This is a genomic window from Lysobacter sp. DMC97 (assembly GCF_056313745.1).
The window spans coordinates 498,774-521,434 of record NZ_JBQUZR010000003.1 but is presented as its reverse complement, the minus strand read 5'-3'; the positions used below and the strand labels follow the sequence as shown (position 1 = coordinate 521,434).

The window sequence follows — 22,661 nt, the reverse complement described above, 5'->3', positions numbered from 1 at the left end:
CATGGCCTGCCGCGGGCCTGCTATGATCCCGCGGCAGGTCGTCTCCTGCCACTGCGCGTCCCGCGCGACCTTCGTCGCCGCTTCGCTTCCTTCCATGCGTCATCGCCCGCACACCGGGCGACGCTTCCAGGGGAGCGACTTGCCCGGCTTCACCACACGCAATCTCACCGTCCAGATCGGCGGGCACGCCTACCGTCTGCGGGTCCTGAGCGACCGCCAGCAATTCGCCGACCCCGACGGCCACGGCGCCCGACTCGGCATTTCCTCCGCACAATGGAGCCTGTTCGGCCAGCTGTGGCCCTCGGAACGCCTCCTCGCCCGGGCGATGGCGCTGGCCGAGGTCACCGGCAAGCGGGTGCTCGAACTCGGCTGCGGCATCGGCCTGGCCAGTCTGGTCCTGCAACGGCGCGGCGCCGAGGTCGTGGCCTCCGACATCCATCCGCTGGCCGAGCCGTTCCTCGCCTACAACGCCGCGCTGAACGCGCTGCCGGCGCTGCACTACCGGCAACTGCGCTGGGACCAGCCGCTGCCGACGCTGGGCGCTTTCGACATGATCATCGCCAGCGACGTGCTGTACGAGCGCGGGCACGCCGACCTGCTGTCGCGCGTGGTCGAGCGCCACGCACGCCCGGCCTGCGAAGTGCTGATCACCGATCCCGGACGCGGCCAGAGCGCGGCGTTCACGCGCCACCTCGAGACGCAGGGATTCGGTGTCGAGGAGGAACGCTGCGCCATGGACGACGAGGACATCGCGAAGCGCGGTCGATTGCTGCATTACCGTCGCGGGCTGGCAGCATGAGCCTCGTCTCCTGCCGCAACTGCGACGCCGTGTGCTGCCGCCTGACCGTGGTCCTGCAGCCGGAAGACCGCGTCCCCGGGCACCTCACCACCCACACCGCCGCCGGGCTGCACGTGATGGCGCGCGACGAGGACGGCTGGTGCGTGGCCGTGGAGGGATCGAGCGGCCTGTGCTCGATCTACGAGACGCGCCCCGATGTGTGCCGGCGCTTCGTCGAAGCCGGTCCGTATTGCCGATCGGTCCGCAGCGAACACGCGGATCGGCTCGCACGCGGCATTCCCCTCGTCCTCTACTGATCGAACCCGACCGAACCCAGGAGCATCGACATGCCCCGCGTCAAAACGCCTGACCCCATCGCCGCGTCGCCGTCCAAGGCTCGCCCGCCCTTCGCACCGCAGAAGACAGGCGAACGCGGCAGTCGCAACACCGGACTCACCAGCGAACGCATCGCCGAAGACCTGGCCGCCTTCCGCCGCGCCGGCGGTCGCATCGAGGTGCTGGGCGTGACACGCACGCTGACGCGCATCGAAGGCGAGGCCCCGTCCGTCGCGCCGACGCCCGCCGGCAAGCGCCGTCGCTGAACACCTTTCCCCTTCATTTCCAGACAGGAGCCCGTCTTGGCCACACCCAACTATTCGTTCGAGAAACGCCAGCGCGAGCTGGCCAAGAAAAAGAAACAGGAAGCCAAGGATGCGCGCCGCCGCGAAGCGCGTGCGGCCGAAGCCAACGCCGCCGGCAGCGATGCCGCACCCTCGCCTGCGCCGACCGAGCCTGCCGAGCCGGCGGCCCCGGCAGCCCCCGCGCCGCGCGTGCATCTGCGGAAGCCCGCCGGCGAGTGACGCACACGCCGCAGCGCGCGACGCGCGCTAGCGGCCCATGCCGCAGACGGCACCGAGGCAGCGCCCGGAGTTCATGTCGTAGATCGGCGAGTGGCCGGGATCGCCGGTCGGCAGCGGCACGCCTTCGGCGACGTAGAAGACCGCAAGGTGCGCGCCGTACAGCCCGGCCGGGATGCGGAAGGGCTTGAGCACGACGTACGCGCGATCCTGCATCACTGCAGGCGCGCGCATGTCGTCCGTCATCCCCGCGGGCAACTGCCGGCGATGGGCCTCGCGCCATGCAGCAACGTCCGCATCGGTGGCCAGGCGCAGCACGCCTGCCTGCAGCGCCGCCTGCAACCCGGCATCGCCGGCGGGCGGTGCATCCTTCAGCGCGAAGCTCGCGGCATCGCGCGCCGACGCATCGGTGACGAGCGCCGCATCCGCCACGGCGCCACCGATCAGTGCATGCCCGTCGCGCGCAACGTACGTGGCCTCGGGCAGGCGCCCGAACGCACGCTGCGCGAGGGCCTCGACGGCGCCCGCGCTGTCGTCGCCGACATGGGCGTAGCCGCAGGCACCGCGGTTGTCGTAGGTGCTCACGATCACCGGCACGTTCGCCGGCACGCCCGACACCCGCTGCGCGTGATAGCCGCTGACCAGCACCGCGACGACCCGCGTCCGCGGCGACCAGCCCACGCTCCACACCGTCGGCTCGTACGCCCCCAGCAGCAGCGCGACCGATTCGCCCGGCTTGTTCACCGCCACCCGGATCGTCGTCGCCTCGTGCCCGCTCTCGTCGATCTGGAAATCCGCCTTCGCGCCGCCGTATGCACCCGCGGCGTAAAGGTGCGCATCGGCCGGCAGCGCCGGAAAGCCGCAGGCCGTCGCCGGTCCGGCCGACGGCGGTGCGCCGAAATCGAAAGGCTTGGTCGGCATCGGTTTCGGCGGCGTTGCCGCATTCGGCGCTTGCGCATCGGCAGGCGCCTGCGCATCGACAGGCGGCGTCCGCCCCATGCGCGGCGGCGACCCGTTCGGCCACTCGCAGCCGGCGACGGCGAGCGACAGCAAGGGCACGAGCAAGAGCTTCGACAGGGACGTGCGGACGATCATGGCGAATCCGTGGACGACGGCAGGCAAGCCGACAGGATACCGCCGCCTAGGTGCTTGCCCTGTCTTTCAGATGGACATCGAGTCGCCAGCGCACGGCGGTCTCGTCGAGGTCGAACGCTTCCAGGAAGTGCGCGATCGCGGCGGCGATCGGCGTGCCCTGATCGACACGCAGGATGTAGCACTGTCCTTCGTAATACTCGTAGAAGATCAGCTCCATGACCTCGCCGGTGGACAGCCGGAACCCCTCGGCCCGCCACGGCCCCATGCCGTCCTGCACGCCGCGGAGCAGCGGACGCGCGAGCCGGCCCACGATCGCCTCGTCCGTCAGATCGATCTCGGCGATCTCGTCGTAGTCCCCGCTGGGCCAGTGCCTCTCGCGATTCCACGGCGTGCTGGTGACAGGACGGCCGAACGACGCGATGCGCCACCACCACCGCGCGGCGAATCTCGCGAATCGCGCCCATCGTCCCGTCCGATGCCGCATCGGCCGCCTCCCCTCCGATCGCGACGTGCGACCGGCCCTCGGCGCAGCATACCGCCCGCCCGACCGGTTCCCGCTCACGTGCACCACATGACGATCGACATGTCCCGTCCGCCGTGGATCCGCCGTTATAGTGCGCTGCACGGCGGACATGTCGTCCGGCCAGAAATTGCGGAGAGCGGTCATGGGTCTCGTACAGGCGGTGGTGGGTGCGGTCGGCGGCACGCTCGCGGACCAGTGGAAGGACTTCTACACGGTGCCGGCCGGTCTGCCGTCGACGGCGGCGCTGTTCGCGGCCGTGCCGCAGGGCACCAACGCCGGGCGCGGGTCCAACACCCACGGCTCCTCCAACATCATCACCAACGGTTCGAAGATCATCGTGCCCGAGGGCTACGGCCTGCTGCTGTTCCAGGACGGCAAGGTCACGGCGTTCGTCGCCGAGCCGGGCGGCTACGAGTGGCGCTCGGACGACCTGAACTCCAAGTCGATCTTCGCCGGCGACGGCCTCGTGTCGTCGCTGATCACCCAGAGCTGGGAGCGCTTCAAGTTCGGCGGCCAGCCGGGCTCGCAGCAGGCGGCGTTCTTCGTCTCCCTGAAGGAACTGCCGGACAACCGCTTCGGCACGCAGTCCGAGATCTACTGGGACGACGCCTTCCTCAACACCCAGGTCGGCGCGATCACGCGCGGCTCGTACACGCTGAAGATCGTCGACCCGATCCTGTTCGTGAAGAACTTCGTGCCCGCCAGCTACCTGCAGCCGGGCAAGGTGTTCGACTTCACCGACCTCGACAACGCGGCCGCCAGCCAGTTGTTCAACGAAGTCGTCGGTTCGCTCGCGCCGGCCTTCAGCCTGTACACGAACGACCCGAGCAAGGGCAACCGCATCACCAAGATCCAGCAGGATTCGGTGGGTTTCGCGAAGAGCCTCTCCGACGCCGTCGAGCAGGGCTACCAGTGGAAGTCCGACCGCGGCCTGGCGATCGTCAAGACCGCCATCGTCTCGATCGAGTACGACGCCAACACCCGCGAGCTGTTGAAGACCGTGCAGCGCGCCGACGCGCTGTCCGGCGCGCGCGGCAATGCGAACCTGCAGGCCAGCGTGGCGCAGGGCATCCAGTCCGCCGGCGAGACCGGCGGCGCCGCGGGCCTGATGGGCATCGGCATGGCCACCGGCATGACCGGCGGCTTCGCCGGCCTGCAGCAGCCGGTCGCACCGCCCGCGCCGGCGGCCGACGACCCGGTCGCCAAGCTGAAGAAGGCGAAGGAGATGCTCGACCTCGGCCTGATCACCCAGTCCGACTACGACGCGCTCAAGGCCAAGGCGCTCGGTCTGTAAGCCGCAGGCGCAGCGACCATGACCGACCCGAGAGTCCCGCCACCGCTGCCGCCGTCCTCGCCGCCCCCGCTGCCGCCGCGCGTCGACGGCCCGGGGTCGCCGCGGGACGTGCCGCCGCTCCCCGGCACCCTGCCCGTCGACCCGGCCACCCTGCCCGACCCGATCCGCAAGGAACTGGAGGCGCCGGACCCGGTCGCGATCGACACCGCGTCGACGGAACTCGCCGACGGCATGAACCGCTGCCCCAAGTGCGGTTCGACCGACATCCGCCACAAGCCAGGCACCGATCTGCTGGTCTGCCTCTACTGCCGCCACGAGTGGGACGGCGCGCGGGTCGAAGAGCTGTTCGGGCTCGGCGACGGCATCGACCAGCTCAGGGGCACCGTCATCGCCTCGGGCGCGCGCGACATCGCCGCCGATGCCAAGGTGATGATGAGCTTCAAGTGCAGCGGCTGCGGCGCCGAGGTCACGGTCAACACCGAGAACGCGATGACCGCGCGCTGCCACTGGTGCCGCCACGTCTTCGGCGTGAACGAACAGGTGGCCAACGGCGCCGTCCCCGACGCCGTGCTGCCCTTCCACATCAAGAAGGACGACGCGGTCGCGCGCATCCGCCAGTTCGTCGACAAGCGACGGCTGTTCGCGCTGAAGGCATTCAAGGAACAGTTCACGCCCGAGAACGTCATCGGCGTCTACCTGCCGTACATGATCGTCGACGGCAACGCCAGCGCCGACCTCTTCGGCGAGGGCGAGATCAAGACGCGCGAATACACCCGCGGCAGCGACAACAACAAGAAGACCTACTACGACGCCGACGTCTACCGCGTCGGGCGCCATGTCGACTTCACCGTCGACGACCTGCCGCTAGAATCGTCCAGCGAACGCGGCAACCTCGATACCAAGGTCAACACCAACAACATCATCAACACCATCCTGCCGTTCGACACCAAGAACGCGGTGAAGTGGAACGCGTCCTACCTCGCCGGCTTCAGCTCGGAGAAGCGCAACAGCAACGTCGAGCAGCTCAAGCCGCGGCTGGAAGACCAGTTGCTGTCGATCGCGCGCGCGCAGGTCGAAGCGTCGGTGAACCGCTACGACCGCGGCGTGCGCTGGGAGCAGGAACGCCTCGAAGTGCACGGCACGCGCTGGGTGTCGATGTACCTGCCGGTGTGGCTGTACTCGTACCACCAGCCCGGCGCGAATGGCGGCATGCTGCACTACATCGCGGTCAACGGCCGCACCGGCGAAACCATGGGCAGCGTGCCCGTGCAGCAGTGGAAACTGCTGCTGGCCGCGCTCGCCACCGGCACCATCCTCGAAACCATCGCGATCGCGATCGTGGCAGGTTCCCAATGAGCGACGACGGCGGACTCTGGATCCTGCTGGCCGGCCCGGCCGGCGCCACCGCGCTGTACTGGACCCTGTACCGGTACTACCGCAACACCGACAAGTCGCACGGTTTCGAGCGCGAGACCCGCATCGACGCCAAGCCCGTCGAACGCCTCGACGACGACAAGATCGGCGAGAACAACGGCACGCGCGAGCGCCGCATCGACGGCGACAACGTCAGGGCGTACCGGCAGCGCGTGCAGCGATTGCAGGACGGATAAGCGCCCCGATCGCGCACGTCGGCTGCCGTTCGCCTCAGCCGACCTGCAATGTGACGTAACCGAACTTCAGGTCGCTCGTGTCGGCGATGGCGGTGATCGTCGCGTCGGGATCGGTGGTGGTCACCGTGTCGGTCGTGACGCCGTTGATGACCGCGAAGATGCTGTAGGTGTCGCCGATGTTCAGCGTCACCATCTGGAAGCTGTTGGCGACCACCACGGTCTGCAACATGACCCCGTTCCTGGCGATGGTGAAGGTGACCGGAGACAGGCTGGTCTTCCGGAACTGCAACTCGTCGGGCCGCGTGCTGGCCATCTGCACCGCTTCGAACTGGTACGTGCCCTGCGCGGCATGCTGCCGCACCTGGGCGAGGAAGCCGGCGGCACCGGTCACCTCCAGCGGCGCCGACGTGTACGTGTTGCCCTCGATCACCGTCGTGGCGACGACCTGGTAAACCGCCGCGGTCGGCACCTGCAATTGCGCGCCGGGCGCGAGACCCGGAATGCGCGCGATCACCTGCTGGCCGCGGGACACCACGAACTGGGCGATGTAGGCAGTGTTGTTGCGCAGGGTCAGAAAGCTCATGGGGCGTCCTTGTCGGAGGGGTGCGGGCAGCTTACGGCGAATGCGGCCCGGTTGGTTTCCGGATCCGGCAACCATGCGAAGCCGCCGGAGCGCATGAATTCGCAGAGATGGAAGCGGGTGCGTGCGGATCGATCGATGTCGACGGGCTGCGTGCGCTGCACGCGCACGCGGGGCCCTTACCCCCGCGACAACGCATACCCCGTCCACATCGATCCCGTGACCACGAGCGTGTCGCCGGGCAGTACATCGATCCGGGTCATGCTGATCTCCTCCTGCACCAGTCGCCCGCCGGCGACCGCGAACTGCGACACGACGGCGACGTGGATCGCGCCGCGAAGGTCCTCCATCAGCATGCCGCCGGGCCACAGCACCTGCGACGCATGGATCGGGTCGCCGCCCTTGAGGATCGAGAGCTCGACGCCGATCGGATAGTGGTTCACGACCCGCACCTCGTTCATCACCAGATCGGTGAACAACTGGCGGATGACCGCGCCGGTGGCCTGCCCGTCTCCGGATGCTTCGCCCTCGATGGCGAAGCTCGCCGTGTACTCCGTGAACGCAACGGCCGCCGTCTCGGTGTCGAGACGCGAGGGATTGGCGGGATCGCTGGAATAACGCGCCTGCACCGCGAAATCGTCGGGAATCTCGATCGTGGTCGAACCGCCGGGCGGCGGCGACGCGATTTTCCAGGCGATGCTGCCGAGGTTGGGGTTGAGCACCGGGGCCATGAACAAGGCCAGGCGCACCATCTCGTTCGTCCTGTTGATCAGCGTGACATGGGCCATGCGCGATGCTCCTTGGTGGCCAGGGGAATATTGCCTTGCTGCGAGGCCATGGCGATTGCGCCGAACGGCCGCCACGCGAGGATCGCACGGCATGAGGCATTGCGTCTGCCGCCGGCGTCGCGGGCGTGGCGAATCCGGGCCTGACGTCATCTGCCAGCACGGTTCCGCGCCATGGCCGCCGGCACCGCTTCCGCGCGACAATGCCCGCGGCACGCCGGGTGCCGTGCACGACCAGACAGCGGGAACACGCATGCGGACCTTCGTACTCCGGGCACGCGCCGCCCCCACCGAGAGCCAGGCCCTGTGGGCATCGGTGGGCGGGGATGCGCACACCGAGATCCTCGCGCATACGCTGATGAACGCGCTGTTCGTGGCGCAATCGCACCGACCCGACGTCATCGTCTACCTGGTACTGGAAAGCACCCGCGACTTCTCCCGCACCGTGCGCTTCGACATCAACGCCATGCACGACATCGGCGGCTTCGACGAACGCTCGCTGCTGACCAAGGTCGCCAAGGCACTGGACGCATCGCGCGGCATGGCCAAGGAAGAAACCCGCCCCGTCGAATCCGGCGTCACCGTGCAGACGATCAGCTTCGAGAAACTGGTGCAGGCGCTGTCCGCGGACCACCAGCTGTTCCTCATGGACCGCAAGGGCACGCCGATCCGCGAACAGGCGTTCACCGACAACCCCTGCTTCCTGCTCACCGACCACATCCCCATGCCGAAGAAGACCATCCCCGGCCTCGAACGCATGGGCGCGAAACCGATCGCACTCGGACCGACCATGCTGTTCGCCTCGCAGTGCGTGACCCTGATCCATCACGAGTTGGATCAGCGGCATTAGCTCGGCCCGAGCGCGCGACTGTCGGCAGGACGTCCGCCGCAGCATCCACGGTTGCGGACATGTCTATGCGCTTGGCGCGATGCCGGCTTCACGCCCGATCGCCGCGTCGTCCAAGTGATGGGACCGTGTCGCCACGCGCCCGCCGACCTGACCGAGTGCCGGCAATGCGCCGGAACAGGTTCCGCAGACAGCGCCTCCACTCGAACAAGATCAGCAACGCTCCGCCGCAATCGCCATCGCCCCGCGCCCAGCCAGCCCGGTCGTTTCCGGGTACCATCGCCAGCGGGGAGTTCGGGGAGTCGAGGAATGGATTCGGCAGGCAGGAAACGGGCGATCGGCTGGGTGCCGATCGTGTTGTGGCTGTACGGCGGCATCGTGGTCTTCTCGGGAATCATGCGATTCCTGATCACCGGCCATTCCATGGCCACGGGTCAACCGGTCGCCGACCCGGTCTTCCAGGTGTATGTGGAGCAGCCCTGGATGCCGGCGATCCACATCCTGTCCGGCACGGTGTTCATGCTGCTGGGCCCGCTGCAGTTCATCCCGTGGATCCGTCGCGACCGGCCCAAGCTCCATCGGGTGACGGGACGCGTCTTCCTCGTCTGCGGATTGATCGCCGCAGCGACCGGACTGGGCGTGGAGTTCGTGTTTCCGCTGCGCGGCGGCTATTTCAAACGCGCGGCGATGGTGCTGTTTTCGCTGGCGATGCTCGCCACCCTGGTGCTCGCCTGGCGCGCCGCGGTGCAGCGCCGGATCGATCGGCATCGCGCGTGGGTGGTCCGTGGCTATGCGATCGGCCTGTCGCTGTCGACGACACGCCTGTATTTCATTCCCGCCTACCTGATCAACGGCAATCCCACCGAGTTCGAAGCGGCCACGGTGACCTGGCTCGGGTTCTGCATCAACTGCCTCGTGGCCGAATGGATCGTCCGGCGTTCGCGCCGCGCGCAGGGGACACCGGGGCCAGCACAGACGTTTCCTGCGGCGCATCGCGAGTACGGTTGACGGCATCGCGTCGGGTCATCGCTCGCCCGAAGCAGAAAGCAGGTCTCACGGCTCGCCCAGCAGCAGACTGTCGAGCAGACGACGCAGGCACCATCGCAGCAGCAAGGCGTCGAAGCGGTTCAGCGGGGACCGCGGCTGGTCTGACGTCGCCACACAGCCTCGTAGGGTGGGCCCCTGGCCCACCATCCCGGCATGCCCCGGCAATAGACGCCCGGCAAAGCACCGCACCCCAACCCGTCCTCGACCTCGCGGCACCGCAACCACCAGCCCCTGCCTTGTCGCTTTCACCCGCACCGCCGCCGTTCAAAGCGCCATCAGCGACGAAAAAAGCGCCATCGCTACCGCTCCGAGGGCCATCGTCGGCACTTTCAGGGGGCAACAATGCCCCGAAAAGGGGCACGCGTGCCGGTGAAAGCGCCGACGTTGCACCCAAAAGGGGCATGCATGCCGCTCCGAGCGGCAACGTTGCCCCGAAAAGGGGCACGCGTGGCGAAAAAAGCGGCATCGATGGCCCTCGAAGTGCCGACGCCGACTCTTCGGAAGGGCAATGGTGGCGAAAAAAGCGGCATCGTTGCCGGTAAAAGGGGCAACGCCGGCCCTTCGAGGGGCAGCGACGCACCAAAATGGGGCAAAGGTGCGAGTCCGAAGGGCAACGCGGCGATCCGGCGGCGGGCGCCGGGGGTGTCAGATTTTTTGTGTGCCCGGGGCGGACGTCTCGCGACTGACCGCGGTTCGTAGCCCGGGTAAGCGCAACGCGCGCACCCGGGAAGAAGGAATGCATGCCTCACCGGAATTCCCGAGTGCGGCCTTTGGCCTTACCCGGGCAACTTGCTATCTGGTGCCACAGCGCCAGCCACCATCTGCCCCAGAGCCTGATCGACCACATCCAGCACGTCGATCAGCGCATCACGATAGTCAGCGAGATCGGTTCGACAGGCTTCCGCAGCCAACAACCAATGACCTCGCGCGACGCGTTGCAGGCACGCACGCCTGAGAGATGGGTCAGACGCCGAGTCGCCAGCGATGATGAACCGAAGCACTTCGACGGCCCACGGCCGCGGGAAGTCCGGAGGCGGGTCGGCGAGCACGGCCAGCATCACGTCCACGACCGGCACCGCAGCACCGCAAATCGTGTTCTGCGCGAAGGCGACGCCCTCGAGCGTTTCCCACAGGACAGCGGCTTCATCTGCAGAGCCGACGCGAACAAACTTCCTGAGCGAATCCGCGAGGTCATCGCCATGGCCACGCAGCACCTCGATTTCGTTCCACTGGACGGAATCAATCACCTGCTCGGCAAGTCGCATTGTCGCCCTCGTGGAGTGGCAGGATCCGCCATGACATTCGGAAAGAACATGGATGCGCGTATCGAGCCGGCACTGATGAAACCCGCAAGCCGGGTGCTACGCATCCGAGCATTTCCGGCCCGGAAAGCGCTGGGTCGATGACCCGGCCTACGGCCCGTCACCAGCGATGAAGCCGGCGCCACCTCGAAGGTCGCGAAGCTTCTCGCTCATCACGCGCGCGGTGATTGTCCGCAGCGTCGCACCGCCTTGGTATGGCCGCCCGGTGGCCAGTCGCTGCGATGCCAGCGGTAGGTATTCTCGTCGAAGAGGACCAGATCCCAGGTCACGGGCAGTCCGTCTTCGCCCTTTTCATCCCCATCCATTCGCAGGTGCAAGCGATCGGGCGATCCGCCAAGAACGGTGTAGGACGTCTCGACCCGCGGCAACTGCTTGCTGCCATCCGGCGCTTCGGTCAAGTGAGACAGATGCATCCGTCGGGATGCATCGGTGAAGCGGAACCTGATCGGCCCTTTCGTGCATTCATCGAGACCGGTCCATCCCCAATCGCCTTGAAGCGTCTGGATCGGGAAGACGTTCTCCGCGGACGGGTCCCGGGGAAGCGAGCACGCAACAGACAAGCCACACACGCACGCCAGAAGGAGGAAGCGACATTTCATCGTCATCACGCGGAGGGTGGATTCGGCCCCGCGATTCTCGCATCGATTCGACGCAGGGACTCCGTCATCGGGAAGAACGCCAGGCGCGGGATTGCCTGCGCCCGGCGAAGCTTACGCGGCCGCACCTTCCAGCGGCACCAGGCGGTTGTCGTCGTCGTAGCGCAGGCCGCAGACCATGGCGGCCATGCCGCGCAGGGCGGCTTGCGGGCGGGTGCCGCTGGCTTCGCACAGGGCGATGAACTGGGGCGGGACTTCGACCAGCAGGACGTTCGACACCGCGGCGCGGGACGCGGGCGGCGACTTGGGCTTGGACATGACGGCACTCCGTTTCGCCCGGCAGCCACTGTGGCCGCCGTTGGCGAGTCCAACCCGCATCGCGCGCAGGCGCGTCAAGGTTTGCGCAGCAACTCGCCTTGACCTTGACGCGCCGAGCACGGTGCGATGCTGGGACGACAACGGCGGGCAAACGTATCATGCTACCAGTCTTCCGCCTTTAAACTCGGCGCACCTGCCGTTATGTCCGCTTCGGCATCCGCGGGCCAAAGGCCCGCCCTACGAAAAAATATCATTCTGCCAAGCGTAGGGCTGACTGAAGCCCGCTTCACGAGTTTGCACATACCTTTCAAGAATCAAGAAGCCTCGACATTCCCTTAGAACCAAGTATGGCCACCCTGCGTACAATGTGGGTCGGCACGCCGGCCTCCTCTGCAACTTGCTCGATTTTTTTATTTCTCAAATCCTGAGGGAGATAAAGAAGAACATCAGCCTCTTCAAGTCCGAAAGCATACAAAAGCACAAGGCCACGCCCAGAAATTCCTTCGATAAGAAAATCGCGATCCGCGCGCCTGTCTCCGTCGATATCTGATTCATTTATCTGACGATATATATTAAACAATCGCCTCATCTCCGCTGGAGAAAGAGCATCGAAAACCTCATCAACTTTTTCGCAAATAGCCGCCGAAGACCAAACGCCGGCAATCTTATCGGTCATCTTTATAGAACGACCCCACTGATATGGAGAAGAATGAAAAAAACTATTCACGCAACTCCATATCTCTCGCCGCAGGTTATCCTTCGTTTTTCTGACCCCATCCTTATATATGTTAATCTTATGTAGGCACGAGGAATCATCAAGCTGACAGAAATATTCATTTACTGCCAACTGCAAGCGCGGCGACCCTTCATGTATATCCGCCTGCTCATCAAGATATTTCCGAGACACATCAATTTCACGAGCCAAGTGAGCCCCGCTATTATAAAAATCTTCAGGCGCAGTCAACACAATCTCTATGTCCGGCCTTGCCAAGCGATGGACATCAAATTCTAGCCACTCCAGCATCTCTCCAAGCCTCTTTTTTCGCGCAAAATCCGAAATTTTCGCTCCTTGAAACGCAATATTTGATCTTACAAAGCGATCACAAAGAACCACATCGCCTTGGTCAAGGTGCCGCAAAATAAATTCGGACGAGACGAGCCTATCTGTCGCGAACGCCAAACTCAGGAATTCTGGAGAAACCTCCCCATGTTCGCCTCGCAAATACTCTCCAATTAGTCGACCTATGGGGGTACCTTGCTTATTTGGGAAATCGAGCAGCATCACTCGAAACCCCATTGCATCTAGCTGTTCCTTCAACAATCTAACTTGGGTAGACTTGCCAAGGCCATCCCCTCCTTCCACAACAATCAACAGCCCAGATGAGCCTACTGCCATGACTAAAACCTCTTTGCGTTACAAGATTGCTGATGCGCGAAAGGCTATTGCTACTACTACTGGGGCCACTGTCGCTATTTTCGCCTTTTTTATGACCCTAGGGATCATTCTTGTCTTCATAGGCAACGATTTAACTTTGTCACTAGGAACCTCCCTTATAGCGACCGCAGTAGTGTCTATCACCCTGCTTGCAATAGAAAGTATTAAAGATGGAGAGCAACTTCGCGTCAATGACCTGATATCAACAGGAATTCAAGCTGCATACAAAAAAAGAAACCTTGACGAGTACCATGAATTGGTTAAGTGCGCGAAAACAATAGATGTCACCGGCTATTCTCTCCGTTACTTCAGCGAGCAGAATGAACAAATTTTCATCGATCGCTCCGCGAGCGGCAACCCAATCAACGCCAGAATACTTCTAGTAGATCCAGAATCCAATGCCTCATTGATAATGGAACGCGCAGAAAAGCAATCTCCAGGGCAATATAAAGCCGCGCTCGTCGCTCTAATGCGCAAACTTGGCCCAATTGAAGGTGTCTCTATCCGCATCATCAATAGGCACCTGTCGATGATGGTGTATAGAATTGATGACATAATGTATACGGGCCCATATCCGCAATCAGGAGGAAGCGCAACCGCACTCACATTCAAATTAGGTCCAGGCTGGGTTTTTGATAGACAACTCCAAGACTTTGAAGTCCTATGGGATCATGCCACTCCAGTCACCCATGAAACACCTTAATATCATATGTTTGACGAAAATTTAATAATGCGCTATCGCTTTCTTCTCTATAAGAGATCAAAATCGGATCACCCCTACTCACTTGCTTACCATCTTCAACCAATATCTCAACTCCACCCCTACCAACCTCTCCGCCCCCCGCCGACGCTGCCCTGTGAAAATTAATATTATTATTAACTAAATCAGCCAAATCAATCGCGCGCCAACTAATCTCCCCAGTCTCCGGAGCTCGCTCAACAGAGGCATGCAAGTCACCGACAAGGGCATCGCTTGGATTCTTCTGAATGCACTGCAGAAAAGCCTTGTCAATATGATGATCCAACCACAGATCACACAATGAATTAAATGCATCTCCTGATGAAATCAATTGCTCAACTTTTTTTTCTACAGAAAAATTTCTTTTGCCTGTATCCGCCAAAAAATGCGCAATAAATCTCTTTGAGACTTCAATCTCTGTACGTGCCGAAGAATAATCCCTCTCACCTCTTAATATTTGGACGGCCTCAAGAATCTCCGTGCTTGAACCCACAGCACGCCCGAGCATTTGGCGACTGGGACGCACAACAGGCGTTACAGCCAAGCCATGCGAAGCTCCGATTTCACGGCACCACCGTGAAAAATCGATTGCACACTCTTGAGTAGGCAAGAAAGCAGATTCGCCATATAAAATGTCAAGAATGACAATATCAGCAGGCGCTGATATGTGCTTCGACATTATGCTGGCAGCCATCAAACCAAAATCAGCAACCGTTCCAGTCTCTGATCTGATACGGTACATGACAGCATCTCTAGGGCAAAAATCTGCATCTGCGGAAAAATACTTCACCGGGGATCGCAACTGATCCCATTCACGAAGTGAATTTATCGAACTGAGCCTTAGACCCGGCAAAACAGCCAATTTGTCGCGTGTCCCCCCTGTGTGAGCCAGCTTCCTTGCGACCAAGAACGAAGAACACCACCCGCATTCCGCAGACAATGCCCTAAGAAGAGGAGGAAGCAAGAGAGCCTGCTTTTCTGAAATTCCTCCGCTTGGATAACGGCGCACATTTACAAGATTGGTTCTAGGCGATGACACCTTACCACTCGCCAAAAATATGGTTAGCGCAACAGACTCATCAAAGCTCACTTCTCGCAGATATGCATCTGCAAGCCAATAGCCTGCAAGCGCCTCGCCACTTCGCCCACTCGCCCCATCAAACCATGCCGCACAAATTCGAGCAAATTGTAATGGATCAGGAGTTCGACCCACGACTTCAGACGCATAACCATGGGTCCCAAAAGCATTTTCGAGCGTTTCTTTGAACTCAAAAACGCTTTGGGCAGCAATCAGATCAAGCTCCGCCAAACCCTCTCGGATCAATCTAAACGCACATCCTGATTGGGATGGCAGAAGATGACCACAAAGCAGGACCACTTCCATTTGGCCTTGTTTGATTCGCAAGAGACCCCGCGAAAGAGTTAGAGCAACCGAGCTATGCATCAAAAGTCACTTCAAAGCTGGCCAAGATAGATTTCAAGACTCGCTCAGCCGTTTCCTCTGGAGCTGATGCGCGTTGCTCGACAACAATGATTTTCCCACCATGCTCCTCCACTGCTCGCCTGCATGCACTCAATATTTTTCCCTGCATGTCAAAAAAATGATTCAAACCTGCAGAGCGATCAAAATTTCGGTCGCGACGCCTCATGAATTCAACCCACGTGGACTCGTCCATGCTCAAGAAAACAATGACATCCGCTTTTGGCAAGAGCACCCAATCATTTCTCGCCATTAAATCTGCCACAGAAAAATAGGGGTCTTGTGGATCGATGAGCCAATGAAAAGCAGGATGACCAAGATAATCTGCGGCCAACACATCGTAATAACTATCAACAATTGCGCACTTTCCTGAAGCTCTAATACTATTGGCCGCATACAAATGAGGTATTCGGGCCGATCGAAACCACGTTAGAGCCGTAAAAAATCCGACTTCATTTCGCTGGCGAACCAAGTCCGGCCAAACCGATTCCTCTGGCTCAAGAAAAGTCTCCGAGCCCGTGAGCACACCTAGGGCCTTCGCTGTAGATGACTTGCCAGAGCTCGGAAGACCTGCAAATGCAATTACACTCTTCTTGAAAATAGACTCAGCGGGATTCAGACAGTCATGAGATATCACTACATATTCCTCCGGTACTCTCCACCCACATCATAGAGCGCATGTGAGATCTGCCCCAGACTGTAAGATTTGACAGCTTCCATCAGCGCCGCGAACACATTGGCGCGATCCCGGGCGGTCTTCTGCAGGTAGCCCAGTCCTTCCTGCGTGTTGCGCAGGGCCTGATACCCCGCCACATTCGCGATCTGCTGCCCCTTCTCCGCCTCGGTGCTGCGGATCAGTTCGATCTCGGTGACGATGTCGCCGCCGTGGTCCTTGGGCAGGAAGGTGTTGACGCCGATCAGGGGCAGGCTGCCGTCGTGCTTCTTGTGTTCGTAGTACAGCGACTCTTCCTGGATCTTGCCGCGCTGGTACATGGTGTCCATGGCGCCGAGCACGCCGCCGCGTTCGCTGATGGCTTCGAACTCCTTGTAGACGGCTTCCTCGACGAGGTCGGTGAGCTTGTCGACGATGAAGCTGCCCTGCCAGGGGTTCTCGCAGAAGTTGAGGCCCAGTTCCTTGTTGATGATCATCTGGATGGCCACGGCGCGGCGCACGCTCTCTTCGGTCGGCGTGGTGATGGCTTCGTCGTAGGCGTTGGTGTGCAGGCTGTTGCAGTTGTCGAACAGCGCGTACAGGGCCTGCAGCGTGGTGCGGATGTCGTTGAACTGGATCTCCTGCGCGTGCAGGCTGCGGCCGCTGGTCTGGATGTGGTACTTCATCATCTGGCTGCGGGCGCTGGCGCCGTAGCGTTCGCGCATGGCGCGTGCCCAGATGCGGCGGGCGACGCGGCCGATGACGGTGTATTCCGGGTCCATGCCGTTGCTGAAGAAGAATGACAGGTTGGGCGCGAAGTCGTCGATCTTCATGCCGCGGGCGAGGTAGTACTCGACGATGGTGAAGCCGTTCGACAGGGTGAAGGCGAGCTGGCTGATCGGGTTCGCGCCGGCTTCGGCGATGTGGTAGCCGCTGATCGACACCGAGTAGAAGTTGCGGACGTTCTTCTCGACGAAGTACTGCTGGATGTCGCCCATCATCCGCATCGCGAATTCGGTGCTGAAGATGCAGGTGTTCTGGGCCTGGTCTTCCTTGAGGATGTCGGCCTGCACCGTGCCGCGCACGGTCGACAGCGTCTGCGCCTTGATGTTGGCGTAGGTCTCGGCGTCGACGATCTGGTCGCCGGTCACGCCCAGCAGGCCGAGGCCGAGGCCGTCGTTGGTCTCGGGCAGCAGGCCGCCATATTCGGGGCGCTGGCGACCGTCGAACATCGCCTCGATCTTCGCGTGCGCGGCGTCCCAGCGCGATTGATCCGCACGCAGGTATTTCTCGACCTGCTGGTCGATCGCGGTGTTCATGAACATCGCGAGGATGATCGGCGCCGGGCCGTTGATGGTCATCGACACCGAGGTGCTGGGAGCGCAGAGGTCGAAGCCGGAGTACAGCTTCTTCATGTCGTCCAGCGTGGCGATGTTGACGCCGGAGTTGCCGATCTTGCCGTAGATGTCGGGGCGCGGCGCCGGGTCTTCGCCGTACAGCGTCACGCTGTCGAACGCGGTGGACAGCCGCGCGGCCGGCTGGCCGACGCTGAGGTAGTGGAAGCGGCGGTTGGTGCGCTCGGGCGTGCCCTCGCCCGCGAACATGCGGATCGGGTCTTCGCCGGTGCGGCGGTACGGGTACACGCCGCCGGTGTACGGGTAGTAGCCGGGCAGGTTTTCCTTCTGCAGGAAGGTCAGCAGTTCGCCCCAGCTCTTGTAGGTGGGCGCGGCGATCTTCGGGATCTTCTGGTGCGAGAGGGATTCGCGGTAGTTCTCGACGCGGATGGTCTTGTCGCGGACCTGGTATTCGTTGACCTCCTCGACGATGGACTTCAGGCGCGCGGGCCATTCGCGCAGCAGCTTGAGCGCTTCGCTGTCGAGCGACTGGACGGCGTCGTTGTAGCGCTGACGGAGGGTGAGGAGGGTGCGGTCGACGGCTTGAGCCCCTCTCCCCTCGGGAGAGGGGTTGGGGAGAGGGTTCGGCGCAGCGGATGCGTCACCGGCCGCCGTACCCTCTCCCTCGGTCCCTCTCCCGGGGGGAGAGGGAAGCAGAGCATCGGGGGCGTACAGCTCCAGCATCTTCGGCAGCGCCGGGTCGCCGAGGCTTTCCAGCGACTGCCAGTACGCCTGCGCGCGGTCGGCGATCTCGGCCTGCGATTCGATGCGGCGGTTGATGCCGCGACCCTGTTCGGCGATCTCGGCGAGGTAGCGCACGCGCTGGCCGGGGATGAGGACGGTGGCGCGGGGCTCCTTGAGGGCGGTGTCGACTTGCGGATGCCAGTCGCAGCGGGACGCAACCCCATCCCCACCCTGCCCTCCCCTTGAAGGGGAGGGTTCAAGATGCAGCTTCTCGCGCAGCAGCCGGCACAGGTTCGCGAACATCCAGCTGATGCCGGGGTCGTTGAACTGGCTGGCGATGGTCGGGTAGACCGGCACGTCCTCGTCGGCGACGTTGAAGGCGACGCGGTTGCGCTTCCACTGCTTGCGCACGTCGCGCAGGGCATCCTCGGCACCGCGCTTGTCGAACTTGTTCAGCACGACCAGTTCGGCGAAGTCGAGCATGTCGATCTTCTCGAGCTGGCTGGGCGCGCCGAAGTCGCTGGTCATGACGTACATCGGGAAGTCGACGAGGTCGACGATCTCCGAATCGCTCTGGCCGATGCCGGCGGTCTCGACGATGACGAGGTCGTAGCCCAGCGACTTGAGGAAGCCGATGCAGTCCTTCAGCACGACGTTCGTCGCCATGTGCTGGCGGCGGGTCGCCATCGAGCGCATGAACACGCGCTTCGACCGCAGCGAGTTCATGCGGATGCGGTCGCCCAGCAGCGCGCCGCCGGTGCGGCGGCGGGTGGGGTCGACCGAGATCACGGCGATGCGCATTTCCGGAAAGTTGGCGAGGAAGCGATTGAGCAGTTCATCGGTGACCGACGACTTGCCGGCGCCGCCGGTGCCGGTGATGCCGACGACCGGCGTCTTGCCACCGGCGAGCTGCCATTCCTTGCGCAGGTGGGCGAGTTCGGATTCGTCGAGGGCGCTTTCCTCGATCGCCGACAGCATGCGGCCGATCTCGATCTCGTCGTCGAAGCCGACGCGATGCGGCTTCTCGACCGGCAGGCGGGCCGCGCCGGCGCGGCGCACCACGTCCTCGATCATCGCGACCAGGCCCATGTGCATGCCGTCGTTCGGGTGGTAGATGCGCTCCACGCCGTAGGCCTGGAGTTCGCGGATCTCCTCCGGCGTGATGGTGCCGCCGCCGCCGCCGAAGACCTTGATGTGGCCGGCGCCGCGCTCCTTCAGCATGTCGACCATGTACTTGAAGTATTCGACGTGGCCACCCTGGTAGCTGGACAGCGCGATGGCGTCGGCGTCTTCCTGCAGCGCGGCGCGGACGACGTCCTCGACGCTGCGGTTGTGGCCGAGGTGGATGACCTCGGCGCCCTGCGCCTGGATCAGCCGGCGCATGATGTTGATCGCGGCGTCGTGGCCGTCGAACAGGCTGGCCGCGGTGACGAAGCGCAGCGGTGCGGCTTCGGTGCGGGAGGCGGGGACGTGCCCTTCGGCGGTGTGGGCGACTGGCGTGCTCATGCGCGCTCCGTGCTGGAATCGAATGATGCCCATTCTAGCGTGCCGGTCCGGGTCGGCCCCGTGCCGACGGTCCCGCTGCGCCGGGGTCGCCTTGCCGGCGGCCGGCGGCGGCGTGGATACTCCCGCGCACGGTTCGGGCGCGAGGTGGCGGATGGCGGCGATGACGATGCGGCGGGCGCTGCGGATCCTCGGCTGGGGCGCCTTCTCGCTGGCGGCGCTGGCGTTCAGCGGGCTGCTGCTGGCCGACCACCTGACCCCGCCCGCCACCGGCAAGCCGTCCGCTGCGCTGCCGCCTCAGGCGGAGGCGACCGCGCTCGATCGCGAACTGACCCCGCTGCTGGCGGCCCATCCAGGCCAGACCGGGGCGCTGCTGGTGAACGACGGCGTGGACGCCTTCGCCGCCCGCGCGCTGTCGGCACAGCGCGCCGGGCGCAGCCTCGACCTGCAGTACTACATCTGGCACGACGACCTCGCCGGCCGGCTGCTGGCGCGCGAGGTCTGGCGCGCGGCCGAGCGCGGCGTGCGCGTGCGCATGCTGCTCGACGACATGAACGCGAAGGGCATGGACTCGAAGCTGCTGCTGCTCGACGGCCATCCCAACATCGAGATCCGGCTCTACAACCCGTTCCGCAACCGCACCGGGCTGGCGCGCGTGGTCGAGCTGGCGCAGCGCTTCTTCAGCGTGAACCACCGCATGCACAACAAGGCGTGGATCGCCGACAACCGCGTGGCGGTGGTGGGCGGGCGCAACATCGGCGTGGAGTATTTCGGCGCCGGCGAGGACGTGAACTTCCGCGACCTCGACATGGTGCTGTTCGGTCCGGCCGTGCAGGAAACGAGCGCGATCTTCGATCGCTACTGGAACAGCCCCGCGGTGGTGCCGCTGTCGGCGCTGGCCGACGCGCCGAAGGCCGGCTTCGACAGCCTGGCGCAGGAGATCGAGACCGAAGCCGCCGGCCCCGACGCGAAGCGCTACCTGCGCCGGCTGGACAGCTCGGCGCGCGTGCAGGATTACGCGCGCCAGCAGCTGGTGCCGTTCTGGAGCGCCGGCATCCACCTGCAGGCCGATCCGCCGCTGAAGGGGCGCGACGACGCCACCGGCGGCTGGCTGGTGGATCGCATCGCCCGCGACATCGCCGGCGCGAAGCAGCAGGCGCTGCTGATCTCGCCCTACTTCGTGCCCGGCGACGACGGCGCCGCCGCGCTGACGGAACTGGCGCGCACCGGCAAGTCGATCGGCGTGATCACCAATTCGCTGGCGGCCAACGACGTGCCCGCGGTGTACGGCGGCTACCGCAACTACCGCGAAGCGCTGCTGCGCGGCGGCGTGCACGTGTACGAGATCCGCGCGCAGGGCACGCCGGAGAGCAGCCTGTTCGGCAGCAGCGGCGCCAGCCTGCACACCAAGGCCTACGTCGTCGACGACGCGCGCGGGTTCATCGGCTCGTTCAACCTCGATGCGCGCTCGGCCTACCTCAACACCGAGATGGGCGTGCTGTTCGAGGACGCCGGACTGGCGCGCGCGCTGCGCCAGGAATACCTGCGCCTGTCCGGGCCGGAGCTGAGCTATCGGGTCACGCTCGGCGCGGACGGCGAAACCCGCTGGGTGGACCGCACGCATCGTCCGCCGCAGATCATCGATGTCCCGCCGGACACGACGACGACGCAGCGCGTCCTCGCGCGCGTCGTGTCCTGGCTTCCCGTGGAGTCGCAATTGTGAACGTCGCTGCCATCGCTTCCCTCGACACCCTGCAACGCGCCGCCGAATCGGGCGGACCCGACGACGCGCTGCGACTCGCGATGGCGCTGATCGACGCCCAGCGCATGCCCGAGGCGCAGGCGTGGCTGCTGCGCGCGGCCGAGGCCGGGCACCCGCACGCGCAGCTCGAATACGCGCGGATGCGCCTCTACGGCATGGCCGGCGCGCCGGCGCCGGAGGCCGCGGCACAATGGCTCCAGCGCGCCGAGCAGGCCGGACATCCGGCCGCGAGCGAACTGCTGGCGAACATCGCGATCGGCGGTGCCGTGCTGCCGCGCGACGGGCGCATCAACGAACGCATCCTGCGCGCGGTGCAGGCGGATTTCCCGCCGGCGCTGCTGACCGCGGCGATCCACTTCGGACGCAAGGCGCATCCCGAGGACCAGGCACTGTGCCTGCAACTGCTGCAGCGCGCCGCCGCCCGCGGCAGCGCAGTCGCTGCGGCGCTGTTCGCGGAACGCCTGGCGCACGGCGAAGGCTGCGAAGCCGATCCCGCCGCCGCCGCGGACCTGTGGACGCAGCTCGAAGCGAACGGTCTGCGTCGCCTGCCCGCTTTTATGCTGCCGCCGCCGGAACCCGCGAGCGGCGCGCCACGCCAGCTCGCGCTGGAAGATGCGCTGCATCCGCCGCCGGCGCAGCCGCTGAGCGCCTTGCCGCGCGTGTCGGTGATCGACCGCTTCTTTTCCGCCGACGAATGCCGGCTGTACATCGCCAGCGCACAGCCGCACCTGCATGCATCGCAGACCGCCGATCCGATCACCGGCGTGCCGCACACGCTGCAACTGCGCACCAGCAGCGAAACCTGCTTCGATCCGCTGCTGGAGAACAGCGCGCTGCGCCTCGCGCAATTGCGCATGGCGGCGGCCGCGGGCATCGATCTGCCCAACGCCGAACAGCTCACCGTGCTGCGCTACGAGCCGGGCCAGCAGTACCGCCCGCATCGCGATTACCTGCCGCCGGGCACGATCCAGATGGACCGTCCGCATGCCGGCAACCGCACGCGCACGGTGATCGTCTATCTCAACGCGGTCGAAGCCGGCGGCGCCACCGAATTCCCGGTGCCGGGCCTGCGCGTGGAACCGTTTCCAGGTCGCGCGGTGGTGTTCGACAACCTGCATGCCGACGGCTCGCCCGATCCGGATTCGCTGCATGCCGGCACGCCGGTGGAAACAGGCGAGAAATGGCTGGCGACGCTGTGGATCCGCCAGGGTCGCTATCGCGTCTGCTGAACATGACGGCTGAACAGGCCTGCTGAACACGTCCGCCGACGACGTTTCCGCGCATTTCGCATGACCGGATGACGCGCGTTTGCACGTGCCGAAAGACCGATGCCGCAGCGCCACACGACCGGATGGTGCGG

23 protein-coding genes are annotated in these 22,661 nt (G+C 64.1%); 12 read left to right on the top strand and 11 right to left on the bottom strand.

Annotation, left to right across the window (positions count from 1 at the left end):
- The first annotated feature begins 139 nt into the window (after positions 1-139).
- Genes ACT53Q_RS08560 through ACT53Q_RS08545 form a run of 4 tightly spaced genes read left to right on the top strand, consistent with a single transcriptional unit; the run spans position 140 to position 1,638 of the window.
- On the top strand, positions 140-799 hold the full coding sequence (locus ACT53Q_RS08560; protein ID WP_476186235.1) for a class I SAM-dependent methyltransferase: 660 nt from the start codon (positions 140-142) through the stop codon (positions 797-799).
- Positions 796-1,095, top strand: a complete 300-nt coding sequence (locus tag ACT53Q_RS08555; protein WP_476186234.1) for a YkgJ family cysteine cluster protein — start codon at positions 796-798, stop codon at positions 1,093-1,095. Before ACT53Q_RS08560 ends, ACT53Q_RS08555 begins: the two co-directional genes overlap by 4 nt.
- Before the next feature lie 30 nt (positions 1,096-1,125).
- Complete coding sequence (locus tag ACT53Q_RS08550) at positions 1,126-1,380, top strand: hypothetical protein (RefSeq protein WP_476186233.1); 255 nt, start codon at positions 1,126-1,128, stop codon at positions 1,378-1,380.
- Between the two features lie 36 nt (positions 1,381-1,416).
- The gene (locus tag ACT53Q_RS08545) at positions 1,417-1,638 is read left to right on the top strand and encodes a hypothetical protein (RefSeq protein WP_476186232.1); all 222 of its coding nucleotides are present in this window, start codon (positions 1,417-1,419) and stop codon (positions 1,636-1,638) included.
- Positions 1,639-1,665: 27 nt separating this feature from the next.
- Here ACT53Q_RS08545 and ACT53Q_RS08540 read toward each other — a convergent pair whose 3' ends face one another.
- Together ACT53Q_RS08540 and ACT53Q_RS08535 are read right to left on the bottom strand one after the other, a co-directional pair.
- On the bottom strand, positions 1,666-2,730 hold the full coding sequence (locus ACT53Q_RS08540) for a hypothetical protein (protein ID WP_476186231.1): 1,065 nt from the start codon (positions 2,728-2,730) through the stop codon (positions 1,666-1,668).
- A 46-nt stretch (positions 2,731-2,776) separates the two neighbouring features.
- Positions 2,777-3,397, bottom strand: a complete 621-nt coding sequence (locus ACT53Q_RS08535) for a hypothetical protein (RefSeq protein WP_476186230.1) — start codon at positions 3,395-3,397, stop codon at positions 2,777-2,779.
- Between ACT53Q_RS08535 and ACT53Q_RS08530 the strand changes: the two genes are divergently transcribed.
- The 3 genes from ACT53Q_RS08530 to ACT53Q_RS08520 are packed head-to-tail and all read left to right on the top strand — an operon-like array spanning position 3,396 to position 6,157.
- Positions 3,396-4,547, top strand: a complete 1,152-nt coding sequence (locus ACT53Q_RS08530) for an SPFH domain-containing protein (protein ID WP_476186229.1) — start codon at positions 3,396-3,398, stop codon at positions 4,545-4,547. The two genes, ACT53Q_RS08535 and ACT53Q_RS08530, sit on opposite strands and share 2 nt — an antisense overlap.
- Positions 4,548-4,565: 18 nt before the next feature.
- Positions 4,566-5,903: a TFIIB-type zinc ribbon-containing protein gene (locus ACT53Q_RS08525; RefSeq protein WP_476186228.1), complete on the top strand. Its 1,338-nt coding sequence runs from the start codon at positions 4,566-4,568 to the stop codon at positions 5,901-5,903.
- Entirely contained in the window at positions 5,900-6,157 is a 258-nt protein-coding gene (locus ACT53Q_RS08520) for a hypothetical protein (protein ID WP_476186227.1), read from the top strand. The genes ACT53Q_RS08525 and ACT53Q_RS08520 overlap by 4 nt, the downstream gene beginning before the upstream one ends.
- 34 nt (positions 6,158-6,191) lie before the next feature.
- On the opposite strand, the gene ACT53Q_RS08515 is transcribed toward ACT53Q_RS08520, so the two are convergent.
- On the bottom strand, positions 6,192-6,740 hold the full coding sequence (locus ACT53Q_RS08515; protein WP_476186226.1) for a hypothetical protein: 549 nt from the start codon (positions 6,738-6,740) through the stop codon (positions 6,192-6,194).
- Between the two features lie 176 nt (positions 6,741-6,916).
- The gene (locus ACT53Q_RS08510; protein WP_476186225.1) at positions 6,917-7,525 is read right to left on the bottom strand and encodes a hypothetical protein; all 609 of its coding nucleotides are present in this window, start codon (positions 7,523-7,525) and stop codon (positions 6,917-6,919) included.
- Positions 7,526-7,775: 250 nt separating this feature from the next.
- On the opposite strand from ACT53Q_RS08510, the gene trmY reads away from it, so the two are divergent.
- Together trmY and ACT53Q_RS08500 are read left to right on the top strand one after the other, a co-directional pair.
- The gene (trmY, locus tag ACT53Q_RS08505) at positions 7,776-8,372 is read left to right on the top strand and encodes a tRNA (pseudouridine(54)-N(1))-methyltransferase TrmY (protein WP_476186224.1); all 597 of its coding nucleotides are present in this window, start codon (positions 7,776-7,778) and stop codon (positions 8,370-8,372) included.
- Between the two features lie 306 nt (positions 8,373-8,678).
- Positions 8,679-9,377: a DUF2306 domain-containing protein gene (locus tag ACT53Q_RS08500; protein WP_476186223.1), complete on the top strand. Its 699-nt coding sequence runs from the start codon at positions 8,679-8,681 to the stop codon at positions 9,375-9,377.
- A gap of 815 nt (positions 9,378-10,192) precedes the next feature.
- On the opposite strand, the gene ACT53Q_RS08495 is transcribed toward ACT53Q_RS08500, so the two are convergent.
- The 4 genes from ACT53Q_RS08495 to ACT53Q_RS08480 all read right to left on the bottom strand — a co-directional run bounded on the left by ACT53Q_RS08495 (position 10,193) and on the right by ACT53Q_RS08480 (position 13,048).
- Positions 10,193-10,681, bottom strand: a complete 489-nt coding sequence (locus tag ACT53Q_RS08495) for a hypothetical protein (RefSeq protein WP_476186222.1) — start codon at positions 10,679-10,681, stop codon at positions 10,193-10,195.
- A 209-nt stretch (positions 10,682-10,890) separates the two neighbouring features.
- Entirely contained in the window at positions 10,891-11,346 is a 456-nt protein-coding gene (locus ACT53Q_RS08490) for a hypothetical protein (protein WP_476186221.1), read from the bottom strand.
- A 102-nt stretch (positions 11,347-11,448) separates the two neighbouring features.
- Positions 11,449-11,652: a hypothetical protein gene (locus tag ACT53Q_RS08485; RefSeq protein ID WP_476186220.1), complete on the bottom strand. Its 204-nt coding sequence runs from the start codon at positions 11,650-11,652 to the stop codon at positions 11,449-11,451.
- 307 nt (positions 11,653-11,959) lie between these two features.
- Complete coding sequence (locus ACT53Q_RS08480; RefSeq protein WP_476186219.1) at positions 11,960-13,048, bottom strand: dTMP kinase; 1,089 nt, start codon at positions 13,046-13,048, stop codon at positions 11,960-11,962.
- Between ACT53Q_RS08480 and ACT53Q_RS08475 the strand changes: the two genes are divergently transcribed.
- Positions 13,047-13,790, top strand: coding sequence for a hypothetical protein (locus tag ACT53Q_RS08475; protein ID WP_476186218.1), 744 nt, complete (start codon positions 13,047-13,049; stop codon positions 13,788-13,790). The genes ACT53Q_RS08480 and ACT53Q_RS08475 overlap by 2 nt on opposite strands.
- On the opposite strand, the gene ACT53Q_RS08470 is transcribed toward ACT53Q_RS08475, so the two are convergent.
- The 3 genes from ACT53Q_RS08470 to ACT53Q_RS08460 are packed head-to-tail and all read right to left on the bottom strand — an operon-like array spanning position 13,771 to position 19,542.
- Positions 13,771-15,210: a hypothetical protein gene (locus ACT53Q_RS08470; protein WP_476186217.1), complete on the bottom strand. Its 1,440-nt coding sequence runs from the start codon at positions 15,208-15,210 to the stop codon at positions 13,771-13,773. The genes ACT53Q_RS08475 and ACT53Q_RS08470 overlap by 20 nt on opposite strands.
- Positions 15,211-15,262: 52 nt before the next feature.
- Entirely contained in the window at positions 15,263-15,943 is a 681-nt protein-coding gene (locus ACT53Q_RS08465) for a DEAD/DEAH box helicase family protein (RefSeq protein ID WP_476186216.1), read from the bottom strand.
- Positions 15,943-19,542 (bottom strand): methylmalonyl-CoA mutase family protein, encoded by a 3,600-nt coding sequence (locus ACT53Q_RS08460; RefSeq protein ID WP_476186215.1) that lies wholly within the window; start codon positions 19,540-19,542, stop codon positions 15,943-15,945. Before ACT53Q_RS08460 ends, ACT53Q_RS08465 begins: the two co-directional genes overlap by 1 nt.
- Before the next feature lie 166 nt (positions 19,543-19,708).
- Here ACT53Q_RS08460 and ACT53Q_RS08455 point away from each other — a divergent pair, with 166 nt between their 5' ends.
- Together ACT53Q_RS08455 and ACT53Q_RS08450 are read left to right on the top strand one after the other, a co-directional pair.
- Positions 19,709-21,262 (top strand): phospholipase D family protein, encoded by a 1,554-nt coding sequence (locus ACT53Q_RS08455; RefSeq protein WP_476186351.1) that lies wholly within the window; start codon positions 19,709-19,711, stop codon positions 21,260-21,262.
- Positions 21,259-22,530: a 2OG-Fe(II) oxygenase gene (locus ACT53Q_RS08450; RefSeq protein ID WP_476186214.1), complete on the top strand. Its 1,272-nt coding sequence runs from the start codon at positions 21,259-21,261 to the stop codon at positions 22,528-22,530. The genes ACT53Q_RS08455 and ACT53Q_RS08450 overlap by 4 nt, the downstream gene beginning before the upstream one ends.
- Positions 22,531-22,661 lie beyond the last annotated feature (131 nt).

Bases quoted from the DNA above. Each gene is read 5' to 3' on its own strand.
- ACT53Q_RS08555 (WP_476186234.1), top strand. From the start codon at position 796: ATGAGCCTCGTCTCCTGCCGCAACTGCGACGCCGTGTGCTGCCGCCTG.
- ACT53Q_RS08550 (WP_476186233.1), top strand. From the start codon at position 1,126: ATGCCCCGCGTCAAAACGCCTGACCCCATCGCCGCGTCGCCGTCCAAG.
- ACT53Q_RS08540 (WP_476186231.1), bottom strand. From the start codon at position 2,730: ATGATCGTCCGCACGTCCCTGTCGAAGCTCTTGCTCGTGCCCTTGCTG.
- ACT53Q_RS08530 (WP_476186229.1), top strand. From the start codon at position 3,396: ATGGGTCTCGTACAGGCGGTGGTGGGTGCGGTCGGCGGCACGCTCGCG.
- ACT53Q_RS08535 (WP_476186230.1), bottom strand. From the start codon at position 3,397: ATGACCGCTCTCCGCAATTTCTGGCCGGACGACATGTCCGCCGTGCAG.
- ACT53Q_RS08525 (WP_476186228.1), top strand. From the start codon at position 4,566: ATGACCGACCCGAGAGTCCCGCCACCGCTGCCGCCGTCCTCGCCGCCC.
- ACT53Q_RS08520 (WP_476186227.1), top strand. From the start codon at position 5,900: ATGAGCGACGACGGCGGACTCTGGATCCTGCTGGCCGGCCCGGCCGGC.
- ACT53Q_RS08515 (WP_476186226.1), bottom strand. From the start codon at position 6,740: ATGAGCTTTCTGACCCTGCGCAACAACACTGCCTACATCGCCCAGTTC.
- ACT53Q_RS08510 (WP_476186225.1), bottom strand. From the start codon at position 7,525: ATGGCCCATGTCACGCTGATCAACAGGACGAACGAGATGGTGCGCCTG.
- trmY (WP_476186224.1), top strand. From the start codon at position 7,776: ATGCGGACCTTCGTACTCCGGGCACGCGCCGCCCCCACCGAGAGCCAG.
- ACT53Q_RS08500 (WP_476186223.1), top strand. From the start codon at position 8,679: ATGGATTCGGCAGGCAGGAAACGGGCGATCGGCTGGGTGCCGATCGTG.
- ACT53Q_RS08495 (WP_476186222.1), bottom strand. From the start codon at position 10,681: ATGCGACTTGCCGAGCAGGTGATTGATTCCGTCCAGTGGAACGAAATC.
- ACT53Q_RS08485 (WP_476186220.1), bottom strand. From the start codon at position 11,652: ATGTCCAAGCCCAAGTCGCCGCCCGCGTCCCGCGCCGCGGTGTCGAAC.
- ACT53Q_RS08475 (WP_476186218.1), top strand. From the start codon at position 13,047: ATGACTAAAACCTCTTTGCGTTACAAGATTGCTGATGCGCGAAAGGCT.
- ACT53Q_RS08480 (WP_476186219.1), bottom strand. From the start codon at position 13,048: ATGGCAGTAGGCTCATCTGGGCTGTTGATTGTTGTGGAAGGAGGGGAT.
- ACT53Q_RS08470 (WP_476186217.1), bottom strand. From the start codon at position 15,210: ATGGAAGTGGTCCTGCTTTGTGGTCATCTTCTGCCATCCCAATCAGGA.
- ACT53Q_RS08460 (WP_476186215.1), bottom strand. From the start codon at position 19,542: ATGAGCACGCCAGTCGCCCACACCGCCGAAGGGCACGTCCCCGCCTCC.
- ACT53Q_RS08455 (WP_476186351.1), top strand. From the start codon at position 19,709: ATGCGGCGGGCGCTGCGGATCCTCGGCTGGGGCGCCTTCTCGCTGGCG.